This is a genomic window from Chryseobacterium sp. CS3K3.1, assembly GCF_059515165.1.
In genome coordinates this window covers 32,397-45,750 of record NZ_JCAKRV010000030.1, presented here as the reverse complement: position 1 = coordinate 45,750, position 13,354 = coordinate 32,397, and the positions used below count along the sequence as shown (strand labels likewise).

Annotated in this window: 8 protein-coding genes; all 8 read right to left on the bottom strand. The window is 37.4% G+C overall.

The features are described 5' to 3' along the window. Nucleotides 1-2,583, bottom strand: a 2,583-nt coding sequence (locus AC5YGI_RS21320; RefSeq protein ID WP_496169738.1) for a DUF6443 domain-containing protein, incomplete at its 3' end; no start/stop codon positions are given. Nucleotides 2,584-2,588: 5 nt separating this feature from the next. Continuing rightward, the gene (locus tag AC5YGI_RS21315; RefSeq protein WP_330744419.1) at nt 2,589-5,396 is read right to left on the bottom strand and encodes a hypothetical protein; all 2,808 of its coding nucleotides are present in this window, start codon (nt 5,394-5,396) and stop codon (nt 2,589-2,591) included. A gap of 5 nt (nt 5,397-5,401) precedes the next feature. Then, nucleotides 5,402-7,054, bottom strand: a complete 1,653-nt coding sequence (locus AC5YGI_RS21310; protein WP_330744421.1) for a T9SS type A sorting domain-containing protein — start codon at nt 7,052-7,054, stop codon at nt 5,402-5,404. An 810-nt stretch (nt 7,055-7,864) separates the two neighbouring features. After that, complete coding sequence (locus tag AC5YGI_RS21305) at nt 7,865-9,514, bottom strand: DNA repair protein RecN (protein ID WP_330744423.1); 1,650 nt, start codon at nt 9,512-9,514, stop codon at nt 7,865-7,867. Nucleotides 9,515-9,695: 181 nt separating this feature from the next. Further along, complete coding sequence (porD, locus tag AC5YGI_RS21300; RefSeq protein ID WP_330744425.1) at nt 9,696-10,601, bottom strand: type IX secretion system protein PorD; 906 nt, start codon at nt 10,599-10,601, stop codon at nt 9,696-9,698. Nucleotides 10,602-10,637: 36 nt separating this feature from the next. Further along, nucleotides 10,638-11,843, bottom strand: coding sequence for a bifunctional phosphopantothenoylcysteine decarboxylase/phosphopantothenate--cysteine ligase CoaBC (gene coaBC / locus AC5YGI_RS21295; protein ID WP_496169735.1), 1,206 nt, complete (start codon nt 11,841-11,843; stop codon nt 10,638-10,640). A gap of 123 nt (nt 11,844-11,966) precedes the next feature. Continuing rightward, a complete protein-coding gene (locus AC5YGI_RS21290) occupies nt 11,967-12,290 on the bottom strand; it encodes a DNA-directed RNA polymerase subunit omega (protein ID WP_029298198.1) in 324 nt (107 codons plus the stop codon). Nucleotides 12,291-12,332: 42 nt separating this feature from the next. Next, nucleotides 12,333-13,328 (bottom strand): outer membrane protein assembly factor BamD, encoded by a 996-nt coding sequence (locus AC5YGI_RS21285; RefSeq protein ID WP_330744437.1) that lies wholly within the window; start codon nt 13,326-13,328, stop codon nt 12,333-12,335. Nucleotides 13,329-13,354: the final 26 nt, after the last annotated feature.

Here is a 13,354-nt window from a genome sequence, read left to right as displayed (position 1 = left end):
CGAGATATGGTTCAGTCCAAAAGGGTAATAATTGTTGGTATCGATAATTTCAGGAACGCCTGTGCTGCTTTTGGCAAAACTTACCCTGGTATTTCCAAGATGGTCCTTATACTGGTAAATATAGCGGTTTTCCGTGAAACTGTAATAACCTTCCGCAGTCGCTGCAAAATCAAGCTTCCACTCCGGAGTAATTCCGGGATTGAAGATACCTTTATAAGCCTGTTGTTCATAGGCACTTTCTGTTCTGCACTCAAGGCAGATTCCGCCTCCTTCGGTGTAGCTGTACTGGAAGCCGTCCAGATAGTCTGTGATACGGGTGGTGACTGATCCTCTTGGCGGTGCGCTGGAATAGGTTTTACGCAGCTTGGTTCCGTCTGCACGGTAAAGATAGCTTATCGTACTGTTCAGCAGCTGCTCAAATCCGTTGGTCTGCTGCATGCTGTACCCGTTGGAAAGGTTCAGGAAATTATAAGTGATAGACTGTATTCCTTTGTCCGGCATATCTACCATGTTCCCGTTCAGGTCATAAGTAATAGTGTTATTTCCTCCTTCATAGCCGGTGTCATTCAGTGCATTCTCTGTTACTTTGGTCAAACGGTTTCCGGTATAGTCGTATACCAGATCATCTACCTGCGTAGCCGTTGTTCCGGATACAGGAAAAGCATTTCTTTTTAAGGTTTTAATATTTCCGTTCAGGTCATAGGTCAGGTACTCGTTATAATAATTGTTAAACGGGGTGGTGGAAGCAGGTTCAGAATACACCGCATCTTTCAGTCTGTTCAGCCCGTCATAGGTATAGGTATATCTTTTCTGAACGTTTTCCGAAGCATTCTGCCAGTCTATTTCGGCAATACTACCGTTGTATTTTCCTGAACCGACATTGCTATATTCCGGATTGTTATATTTAATTCCGTATCCGAATAATTTTCCATTCAGATTAACAGGGTCATTAATCTTAATAAGGGAACCTCTGATGTTATAAGCATAATCTATACTTTGTAGAGAGTTGGCTAACTCTGTTCCGCCTACCTTTTTTCTCTTCAGCTGAGATAATTCATTGTATTCATTCTGGGACAGAATTTCAATTGGATTATTATCAACCTGATGCCTGTGTACCAGCAGCCTGTTTTGATTGTCGTACTCATATGATTGATTGATAACTCTTTCTGCATCAGTTGCTAATCTTTTGTGATAGACTTTACTCTGAATTCTAATGCCTGCAAAATCCAATTTTGTTTCTGTTTTCGTATATCCTCCCAAATGATTGATCGTATGGCTTCCTATAATTCTTGATTTAGCATCATACCAGGTCCAGTTATAGGTCCAGTTATCATCATCAATATTCTTCACATAAGATGCCGTAGGAAGATTTTTGGTATTTTGGGAAGCGCTCATATTATCCCCAATGACATCCTGTTCGAAAATAGCAGTGGGTTTTGCAGGACTGCCCGGAGGGTAAGTATCATAGTAATTGACGCTGAGAATTACCGGTGTTTCACCATTGAAATAGTTTTCCGTATAATAAACTGTAGTGCCACTTCTGGAAAAACCCGTTGTATTCCTTTGTTCTGTGATTATCAGGTTTTTCAGATTATTTTGTCTTGCAGCCCTGTCTCCTCCGGTTAAAAACCCGGTGTAAATTGGTCTTCCAAGCTCATCATACTTGGTCATTAGCCATTGATTGTTTTGCTCCATCTTGGTATCACGGGAAAGAATAAGCCTGTCGGCTTTATCATACACCATGTATTCCCAATCTTTGCCGGGAAGTTTCTTTTCTACGAGTCTACCCAAACTGTCATAACGATACTGGTAGCAAAGGTTATCCAATGCACTCTGATCTACTGTGGTTTTTGCGGCCAATGGCGTAATGACAAAAACCTGCATCCCCAAATCATTGTAAACATAGTAAGTATCAACATTCTGTGTACCATCGTTTTTTCGTAAAAGAACAGTTTGCCCGGCTGTGTTCTTAAATTCAATGGTCGTATTATTATCATTATCTACCGATGTGGTTTTCATCAGTTGATTAGCTCCGTAGGTTCCACTTTCAACCAGTTCCGAATAAGTAGCTTCATTACTCCAGGCATTAGTAGCCATATATTTTTTCACCTCACCGGCACTATTTGCACTATACGCTATCTGTACAGGATGCTGTGCCCAGTCATTTCCTAAAGGAGTAATCTTGTCAACCCTGCTTAAGGGAGAATTTTCAAACTTTTTTTCGGAATAGATTTTCTCCTGCCCGAATACAGCAGGGGCATTGGCCAGCGGATTTGAATAAAAAGCCCCATTCTGTGTGCTGTTTTGCGGAATCGGAAGATATTCTTTTGCGAGCCTTCCAAATTCATCATATTCTATATAATTAACGATATCTTTTCCGGATGGGGTAGCTTTAATAGCTATGGTTTGTTTTGTTCTTCCCAATCCGTCAAAATATTGTATGGCTTCAGATTTTTTTATACAGTCAGCGTCCAGACAGGTTTTGGTATATACATAGTTTTCAGCTGTCGTAGCATTCAGGGTCTGTGCATAAGAGTACCCCGTTATCCATAGAAGGCTGAATATGTTTAAAATTCTTTTCATTGGTATTAGTGTTTGTAGTTATACTGGTATTCCTGAAGCGTTTTCCCTTCAGGATCCATTGTTTTTATTAATCTGTTGACAGTATCATATACATATGTGATTTTTGCTCCATTGCCAGAAATTGACTGTGTGATTCCAATTAAAGGATCATAAGTATAAACGGAAATTGGTTTAGACTGTAATGCCGGATCTTTGCGTAGATTCTCCAATGCCTGCAACAGTGAGGCTTCATTTGCCGGATTATCGGCATCGTTATTAGAGGCTGTTATAGCAGTAAGTACTGATGGCAGAGCAGATATTTGATTGTAAGTAACTCCTGTAATTTGTGCAATAGGCTGGGTCTGGTAATATCCCCAGATTGTAGTGGTAGGAATACCATTTTTTCCTGTTATTTCCACCAGATTGCCTTTATTGTCATATTTATTAAATGTCATTATCGTAACAGGAGCCAGGTTTTTCAAGTCATAGGTAACCACAGAGGAAGGATTGAGGTGATCAGCAGAATCATATTTCGTTTCTCCTTTGCTGGTGATGCTTCCGTTTATTTTGGTTTCTAAGAGAAGGGGAACAGAAAGCATATTGGCATTGATCAAACGGGTATTTGATAGATCAGAAGGGTATTTTATACTTTTTTCAGTAATTTTTCCTTCGGGAGAAATATTCTTTGTATAAGCCGGTTGAAAATTGGAAGCGTTAAAAACTGTTTCAGAATGATCTTCCAAACTGCTTCCGTTGGCATAAAATGTTTTAGATGTTGTTGTAGTTGATTTTAGCCATGCACTTTTAGATTTGTAAACCCCACAGATCATATATTCCTGTACCCCATTAATTTCATCAATCACGTAGTCTGTACTTTCACTGAAAAGCATCTGATTCTGCTGATTATACATCTCTTTTTTCGTCAAAAGGCCTGTGGAAGTAATATTATAGTAGGGTTTATAGAAGTTGACAGTACTTGTATAGTCATCCGGAGTCTTAAAATAATACCGGCTGTAGCCCAGATTCCCCGAGGTTCCCTCATATATTTCTCTAACATTTCTATATAATATTGTTTCATTGAGATTTCCTGCTTCTTCATTGCATACTTCACCGAAAAACAAATTACCACCCGACCCGCTGTTATCAAATAAATCATATTGATAAGACATCGCTTTTTTAACCGTATTATCTGCATCATAATATTTTATTTTGGCAATGCGGGCTCCTGTTTTTGACTGAGCAGTATTCTTGTATGGAGCAGATAAGTTTGTGATTATATAATTCTGAATACTTCCATTACCGTTTCCACTGATCTGGAAGGTATAGGTTCCCGGAATCAAATCAAAATATTTCACATTTTCTGAACAGCCATTGGTAACTCCTACAACCTCGCTTCCTGATGATCTTAATAATTTATAGGTTGGCGGAATAATGATATTGCCATGGATATTGATGATTTCGTAAACCTCATCAATCAAAAGCTTTACAAAAAATCTTTTTGTTGCTGAAACCTGGAATGTGTAGCTTCTGCTGTTATTTGTATTATAACTGACTGTATTGGCAATACTTAAATACTGTAAAGCCGGATCGGAAATCTGGTTTGTATTAAGTTGGAGATTACTTTTATTCTCATACACTTCACTGGCTTCAAAGTTATAAACGACATATCCGCCTTCTGGTAAAGTCATTTTCTTGAGTAATCCTAATGTGTAGGTTTTGGGATTAGTTTTTGAATTGTCAGGACACAGAAAGTTTCCATATTCATTAGGGTTTGGAGATGCCCCATAGTTCGTTTCTGAGCCCACGTCATCATATGTGAATTGTCTCCTTTCAATTGGGGCTTCATTTCTGTCTAGTTTTAAAACTGATTGCAGAGTTCTTTTTCCCTGATTGACATTGGTTGGATAAGCAGAACTGGAAAAACTCTCATAATCTAATATATATTTCGTAATAAGATGAGAGGATATATCCCATAGACTAAGACTTCTGATAACGTAAGGATCGTCATCAGTAATTCCTTTATATATATTTTCAAAGGCGATTTTTCCATAAGATGTAGTAATACTTTCCATTTTACAGTTCTGATACAGAAGTATATTGCTGGTATCGCTTACATTTTTGCTGTTTTTCTGATAGCTGAAAGTGGCTATTGTAATATTATTTTCATCAATAATCTTTGTTAAGTAGAATGCAGATTTATAATTAAAGCCCTTAGAGCTTGTATCATACCTTGCTATACTGTAATCCTCAAATACATATTTAAATCCTTTGCTGTCAGTTATTTTAAAAGAGTTTAGAATAAGCGTTGCTGTATTGGAATCTCTTGTATATTCTATTTTAACATTTGTTCCTGATATATTGCTTAAGGTAAAAGTATTGTTAATGGTATCTCTGACAAATTTGAACTTTCCTGAATTACCAGGTAAATCATAGTAATAAATATCATCAAATAAATTCTTTTTATAACTTGATTTTGAAGCGTCATAATTAAACTCATCTATTGAACCATTAATTATTCTTGAAATAACTGCACCACCTTTAAACAAAGACCAGCCAAGACCCACTTCACTGGCTGGTTTATCTTGCCCTGTATTGTAAGGATGATAACTTAGTGAGGTAGTAATTTCAAAGTCCTTATTTCCTGTTGGCAATGACAATAAAGGGATTCCAATGCTGGGAACTCCAGTAGACAAAGAGACAGGGGTATTTACATACGATGAGAAGGATGAAGCTGAAGGCACAGGTTGGGCGGTATCCCCGTAGTTCCTTTCTATCTGAGATTTTCCCAAATTAAAAATCAGGAAAATAAAAATTAAAATAATTTTCTTAAACATGGTTTTTATTTCTTAATTAACTTAGCATTCGCCGTTTTATTGTTATCCGTTTTTACAGTCACCAGATAAGCTCCCTGAACCAATGCCTGGGTATTAATCTTTGTCACTTTGTTCTTAGTTTTAATACTCTGAAGCTGTCTTCCGCTCATATCATACAAACGAATATCTGCTTCTTTGAAACCCTGTCCTGAGCCTGTCGAAGGATCAAAACCTATTTCCACATAAGCATAATCTGACACAGGATTCGGATAGATCTTGATATCGTATTTTTCAATCAGCTGATCAATCTGCTTGTCTCCCAGTTTTACAATCTTCCAGTTTTCTTTACCCAGTTCTTCAGCGCTGGTTCCAGCCAGAATAATTGATCCGTCTCTGTTCAGTTTTAAATCGGAAAGTCTTTCTTCCTTCTTTCTGGATTCACCTTTGACATGTTTTCCCCACTGCTCGTTTCCATTTGGATCAAGATAGAGCATCCAGAAGGTTTCATCATCAGTTTCTATTCTTCCTTCTGCCTGCGTATAGCCACCCAATAAAATTCCTTTGGATGATTTGTCATCTGCAGAGTGGAGAACACTCATTCCCATTAAAATGTCTCTGTTTTTGAAATTGTAAGATTTCTGCCACTGTTCATCGCCTCTTTCGTTTAAAGCAATCAGCCAAAGGTCTGTTCCTTCCTCTAATCCGACGGTTTTGTTTCCTGATCTTTCCGATCTGGATTCCCCACCAACTATAAATCCATTGGAAGTTAAGGCCAGCGTTCTGATATGATCATCTCCTTTACCTCCAAAGTTCTTTTCCCATTCTATTTTTCCGTTTTTGTCCAGCTTAACAATCCAGTAATCGCCTTCACCGAAATTTTCAGTTTGTTTCGAGGTACGGGATACGGGGTTCGGGCTTTGAACTTCTGATACAGAACCCGCATCTTGCACCCCGGAACCTTTGTCAGATCCCGAAACACGGACCTCGGAACTTCTGGAATAGATTCCCAGTAATGCTCCACCGTCTCTCGTTGGAATCATCTTCTCTACTTCGTCTAACCCTTTTCCTCCTAAAATTAATTGGGAGAGTTCTTTTCCGTCTTTATCCAGTTTTGTGATTAAAACATCTTTGGAACCATAGCCTTTGGATGAGTTTTGAACATTACCGGCCACAAAGAATCCTAAATCAGTAGTTTGGATAACAGCTCTTGCTTCTTCATCATAAGAACTTCCCAAGGTCTTCTGCCATAATTCATCCCCAAATTCATTGATTCTGATCAGCCAGATATCTGAGCCTCCTTTGGAATCTTCTTTTTTATCCAGTCCTTTTCCTGAATAAGAAGTTCCTGTCAAAAGAAATCCGCCATCCTGAGTGGTAACAGTGGCTGACAGATAATCGTGGTTTTGCCCTGAGAAATATTTTTCCCAAACTTCCTGCCCCTGCTGGTTTAGTTTTACCAAATGAAAATCGTAACCGTTGTTTTGCTTACTGCCTGAAGCCTGTTGCTTATTGCTTTGAATAGAACTTCCTGTGATCAAATACTGCTGATCAATGGTTGTGGTAACCTGACTTAGAAAATCCTGAGTAGAGGATTGGATGTCTTTCTGCCATACCACTTCCTGCGCAGATGCGCCCAATGCTGTGCATAGAATGAATGCACTGAGAGAGATTTTTTTCATTCCTGTGTTTATTTAAGTTGACATTGTTATTATGATAGATCATGGTTAGATCCTGTTCTTTTTAATCCTTATCCGTTTCTGAGAATCAGCTCCCTTTATAGGATAAAGAATATTTCAAATATAATATTCTTTGATGCAAAAAATAGTGTATTTCATATGCATAAAAATTCATCTGAATTTGTACATACGAAATTGATTTTTAAATATTTAGAAATAATTGAAGAATATACACCGAATGGATATAATCGAATAAAAATTTCATAGTTATTGTTTTTTAGCTATAATGGACCTGTTTATAAAAACCTAGCAAATTTAACATTTTTTAACATTATTATGTGAATATTGCTTTAACTTAATACAAAAATATTCTCTCAAAGCGACAGAACATGTCGTATTACAAATACATTTTCACCACCGCAAAAAAATATAGTATTGAAACATGACTGTGTGTGATAAAAAGTATCAATACATTGAAAATTTTAATATTTTCGGTATGAATTAACAGGTCGCTCCTCCGGAACTTTATGGGTTACAGGGCTTCATTTTTTCTATTAACAGCAGATCCCGATGGAAGCTAACGGTCTACAGGACTTATCTGTTTTAAAATTATAGTTCCGAAGTAGCGACCTGCCAATTATGCGTTACATTGAAATGCTGAAAAAGGAAATCCGGCAAAAAGATGCAGCAATAGAAGCTCTGAAAAAAGAATTGAAGAGTTAGGGAAATAGTAAATCCTTCGACAGGCTCAGGATGACATCGATAATACTAACGGTTTACAGAGGTGAGAAATCGGGTTTATAATTAGCTGAATTAGCCTATTAATTCTTTAGCCTGTGCCAGCGCAGCTTCCGTAATTTTACTTCCGGAAAGAAGCTGGGCAATCTCGTTCAGTTTTTCTTCACTGCTCAAAGGAATAATAGTAGATTGTGTTCTGCCGGAAATATCCTGTTTTACAACTTTGTAATTATCATTTCCTTTAGCTGCGACCTGTGCAAGGTGGGAAATAACAATCAATTGCATGTCTTCGGACATTTCGCGCATCAGATTTCCGATCTCTTCAGCTACTTTTCCTGAAACCCCGGTGTCTATTTCGTCAAGAATCAAGGTTGGAAGTTCATCGCTTTCTGCAATAATCTTCTTTACGGCAAGCATTACTCTTGATCTTTCTCCTCCGGAAATGGCCGTTTGGATCGGCTTTAAAGGGAAACCTGAATTGGCCTGAAACAACAGCTGGATATTTTCTTTTCCAAACGGGTTGAATTCATCTGCATCGTGTAATTCTATATCCACTTTTGCCTTTTCGAGACCTAGCTTTTTAAGAAGTCCTTCTGCTTTTTTAATAAAAACAGGAACATTCTTATGTCTGTTCTTTGAAAGTTTTGCAGCAAGGCTCTGAAGTGTTTTTTCTTTTTGAGAGATATTTTCTTCTGTTTCTTCAATCTGTAATTCCAGATCTGAAGCTCCTTTCTGATCTCCAGCCAGCTGATTTCTGATCTCAATCAGTTCATTAAGATCTGAAACATTATGTTTAAGGAATAAGGCGTTGATTTTATTATTAAGATCGGTAAGGTAGACCAGGTTTTCAGGATTAATTTCCACTCTTTCCGCTTCATGTTCCAGTTCGGAAATGATGTCTTTAAGCTCTACAAAAGTGGTTTCCAGCCTTTCATCCAGCTCTGCGAAACTCGTAGAAACTTCGGAAATTTTTGACAGTTTGTTGGTCGCTTCGTTAAAGAATGACAGAATTCCTATTTCCTCCTGATGAAATCTGGATAGAATCTGCCCTACATTCTCGGAGATCATTCCCGCATTTTCCTGAATGGAAAGCTGGTTCTGAACATCTTCAAAATCAACATCATCAAGCTTCAGCTCTTCAAGTTCGTTCAGTAAAAATTCTTTATAATCACTTTCTTTATTAGATTCTGAAAGTTGGGTCTTTAATTTTTTCAACAACAATTTCAGCGTTTGAAACTCAGAAAATTCCTGTTGATACTCTTCAATGATTTTTTTATTTTCAGAAAGTCCGTCTATAATTTTAAACTGATATTCTGAAGTAAAAAGATTGGATGTTTCGAATTGGGAATGGATATCGATCAGTTGTGAGGAAAGCTCTCTAAGAATATCCAGCGTTACCGGCACATCGTTGATAAATGCCCGCGATTTCCCCGAAGGAAGTATTTCTCTCCGGATAATAGTCTGAAGTTCGTAGTCCAGGTCGTTCTCAATAAAGAATTTTTTAAACTGGTTATTGAGGGAAAACTCGGTTTCCACCACACTTTTTTCTTCAGCTTTGGCGATCGATTTTACATCTGCTCTTTCACCTAAAATAAGCCTGAGAGCACCTAAGATGATCGATTTACCCGCCCCCGTTTCTCCGGTAATGACCTGTAAACCATTCTTCAATGATACTTCAAGGGTATCAATCAGGGCAAAGTTTTTAATGTAAATTCTCGAAAGCATTGATAATCCGGGTTATAATCCAATTTGAGTTTGAACTGTAAAAATAAGTTTTTTTTCCATTCTTCTCCGATTAAATTAAAGCATAATTAACAGGCAGTAATGGTTGTTAGTGAAGGAACAAAATGTTTTTTTGTTGACTCTTGAATAATCAACCGCCCATCCTCAATGTATCCACCACTTTTTAGACCTTCCATTTATTCCACTTATTATCTATATTCTTCGGTGAGAGGATGATCATTGTTTGCTTAAGATCATTAAGAATCAGCCCTCCATTATTTCCTGAATTGAAAATATTGAAAATTTCATCGCTTTTGGTGTCCATGAAAAGATTAAAGAAGAAAGCCTGCTGGAAGTTATTCTCATACATTTTTAATTGCATCAGTGCATCGAAAATGACTTTTTTCCCGGCAGTCTGATCCTGGTTGAAAAGATTATCCAATCCTGCTCTGTGATAGGTATAAATAGTGGAACGTAACTGATTCCAGTTAGGGTTCATAATTTCGTTGATTAAAATAGAACGGCTTCTCGGCTCGTTGATAGTATTCCAGCCTTCATAGTTCCTGTTTTGGGAATTCTGGGCAATCTGCTGCGCTTTCGCATACCATTGTGATCCTCCCATAGACTGGAAGCTATCTGCATCCAGACCCAAAACAACATAAATATAGAAACTGATCACATCCGTAAGATTCTTACCGGAGAACTGTCTTTCATTAAAAATAAGACTCTCATTCTCAATATATTCAAAACCAAATCTCTGATCCTGAAGATTAATTAAAGGAGATTCGTAGGTTGTATTGTACACAGGTCTTACTGCCTGAATCACAATCGTTCCTTTGAATTTATTCACATCTCTTTCCGTAATAACAATAGAAAAAGCACATTTTATTTTTTCAAAATTCTGAAGTCTTTTACCGGTCCAGCTGGTGTTATTGATAAAATCCCTGAGACTTTTCTCCAACGCTTTATAGGCCTGCTGGTTACTTCCTCCCAGCTGATTGGCGTTTACCTGCACCGTCGCCAGAAGCTCCTGAGAAAAACTTTGGGTGTATAGAAATAACAGAAAAAATAAACTTATAATTTTTTTCATTGTCTATTAAAAATTGAGAACGGAAATTTATTAAAATTATTTTAAAAGTTGAGTCTCAACAAAATTGAGAATATCTTTCGCTACATCATCCTTGGATTTCAGATTGAATTCCTTCTTCTCTGTTCTGGTAAATATTTTGATTTTATTGGTATCATTTTTAAAACCGGCTCCTTCATCACGCAGAGAGTTCAGAACAATCATATCCAGGTTTTTCTTTTCAAGTTTTCCTTTGGCATTTTCTTCTTCATTTTGAGTTTCCAGCGCAAATCCTACCAAAAACTGATGGGTTTTCTTTTCACCCATTGTTTTAAGAATATCGGGATTCTTAACCAGCTCTATCGTCAGGTTTTCATCGTTTTTCTTGATTTTCTCCTTAGCCACTTCTTTGGGAGCATAATCCGCTACTGCCGCACTAGCAATTCCGATGTCTATTGTGTCGTAAAATTCAAATACTTTGGCCAGCATTTCTTTTGCTGAAGTCACCTTATGAAGTTCAACATGAGGATCGTTGAGGGTTTGCACGCTTGGCCCTGAAATCAGGATTACTTTTGCTCCTCTTTTTGAAGCTTCTTCAGCCAGAGAAAATCCCATTTTACCGGATGAATGGTTTCCGATGAATCTTACAGGATCTATTGCTTCATAGGTAGGTCCTGCAGTGATTAAAACTGTTTTTCCTTCAAGGCTTCGGGATTGGATATCCGAATTAAAATAATGCTCAACAGCATTAAAAATTGTTGCCGGCTCTGCCATTCTCCCCTGCCCGATCAGTCCACTGGCAAGCTCTCCGTTTTCCGCAGGAATAATAATATGTCCGAAGCTTTCCGCCTGCTCCAGATTTTTTTGGGTAGAAGGGTGTGCATACATATCAAGGTCCATCGCAGGAGCAATGAATACCGGACATTTTGCAGACATATAGGTTGCAATAACGAGATTATCACACATCCCGTGAACCATTTTAGACAATGTATTGGCCGTACATGGGGCAACAATCATAACATCTGCCCAAAGAGCCATTTCCACATGGCTGTTCCATGTTCCGTTATCACTGTAAAAATCCGAATACACCGGTTTTTTGGATAATGTAGACAGACTTAGTTTCGTCACAAAGTTTTCTGCATCAGGAGTCATAATAACCTGTACTTCGGCACCTTTTTTCACAAAATCCCTGATCAGAAAATGGATTTTATATGCCGCAATTCCTCCGGAGACAGCGATAAGTATTTTTTTACCGGAAACACTCATTAAGTTCTAATTTTTTGAAACACTAAAGTACTTATTTTTTCCCACACAATGAGGTTTTAAAACAACAAAGGTCATAAAAGAAGTGAATTCCTTTATGACCTTGATTTATTAAAATACAGAAGATTACTTTCTTTCTTCTGTTTTTCTGAAATAAACATCTCCGTTTAACCATTCTTCAATAGCAATTGAAGTTGGCTTTGGAAGCTTTTCGTAATGTTTAGAGATCTCAATTTGTTCTCTGTTTTCGAAAACCTCTTCTAATGTAGAATTGTGAACGGCAAATTCATCCAATTTGTTGTGAAGTTCCGTACGGATCTCCGCATTAATCTGCTCTGCTCTCTTTCCCATGATAACAATAGCTTCATAGATTGAACCTACTTTATCTTCAATCTTATCTTTATCGTAAGTAATTGTATTTACTTCTGCTTTTGTATCTTTTACACTCATTTTGAGAAAATTATTTTTATTTTAAGATGGCAAATTTACGAATTATCTTTGAATTTTGAAAGTCGCTGCCGGCGGAGGTGTTTTAAGTGCTGCACTGTCCCTCTGTAACTGCATTGCTTTCTTTTCATTACTGATCTGATCTTTGATCTGCTGGTCAGCTTTATCCTTATCAGCCAGTTTTTCAGCTTCTTTTTTCTGTCTTGCTGTTAAAGCCGCCATTCTGGCTTCAGTTTGTTTTTTAACAACTGCGAAGTTTTGTTTTTCTTTTTCCAGTTTTTCTCTGAGATCTGATGCCGTTTTAGAATATTCTGTATTTGGAAGCTCTTTCTCTACAAGTTTTGTATACGTAAGCGCGCTTTCAATTCGTTCATCTTTAAGGTTATAAACAGACTTCATCGCCAGTTCATAACGTGCTTTCATGATATAATCATAAATTTTTGAACGAAGCTTTGTACTTGGAAAATCTTCCAGAACATTATCAAATGCTACGTTTGCTGCTTTATACTCACCCATTTTGTAGTATTGTCTTGCATTTTCATAAGCTTTAAATTCCAGCTTATAAGACAATTCATCAATTAACTGGCTGATATTCTTAGATCTTTCAGAGTTGGGATAATTGTTCAGGAATTCCTGAAGCTCATTAATAGCCAATTCTGTACTCGACTGATCCAGGTTATAGTCCATAGAACCTTCATAGTAGCATAAAGCAGACATATATGCTGCTTCTTCTGCTCTCGGGTCTTTTGGAAAACTTACTGCAAAATTCTTAAACTGGTGTCCTGCCAGCTTATAACTTTTGTCGTAATAGTTGGCATAAGCTGTATTGAAACCTACGTTAGGAAAATCATCTGTTCCCGCCACAAGATTGGCAAGTCTGTCGTAAAGAGCCAATGCATTTTTCCATTTTTTCTTGGCAAAATTTTCATTAGCTGCCTTTAAGATAAATTCTTTATCAGCACTTCTCATTGCTCTCTCCTGCTGACTTACACAAGATGTAATCACCGCTACAGCAAAAAGACCTAAAATATATTTTTTCATATATAAAATTCAACAGTTTTCGGATT

What these genes read in the sequence shown, in the direction of transcription:
- AC5YGI_RS21315 (WP_330744419.1), bottom strand. Translation starts at nt 5,396, where the DNA reads ATGTTTAAGAAAATTATTTTAATTTTTATTTTCCTGATTTTTAATTTG.
- AC5YGI_RS21310 (WP_330744421.1), bottom strand. Translation starts at nt 7,054, where the DNA reads ATGAAAAAAATCTCTCTCAGTGCATTCATTCTATGCACAGCATTGGGC.
- AC5YGI_RS21305 (WP_330744423.1), bottom strand. Translation starts at nt 9,514, where the DNA reads ATGCTTTCGAGAATTTACATTAAAAACTTTGCCCTGATTGATACCCTT.
- porD (WP_330744425.1), bottom strand. Translation starts at nt 10,601, where the DNA reads ATGAAAAAAATTATAAGTTTATTTTTTCTGTTATTTCTATACACCCAA.
- coaBC (WP_496169735.1), bottom strand. Translation starts at nt 11,843, where the DNA reads ATGAGTGTTTCCGGTAAAAAAATACTTATCGCTGTCTCCGGAGGAATT.
- AC5YGI_RS21290 (WP_029298198.1), bottom strand. Translation starts at nt 12,290, where the DNA reads ATGAGTGTAAAAGATACAAAAGCAGAAGTAAATACAATTACTTACGAT.
- AC5YGI_RS21285 (WP_330744437.1), bottom strand. Translation starts at nt 13,328, where the DNA reads ATGAAAAAATATATTTTAGGTCTTTTTGCTGTAGCGGTGATTACATCT.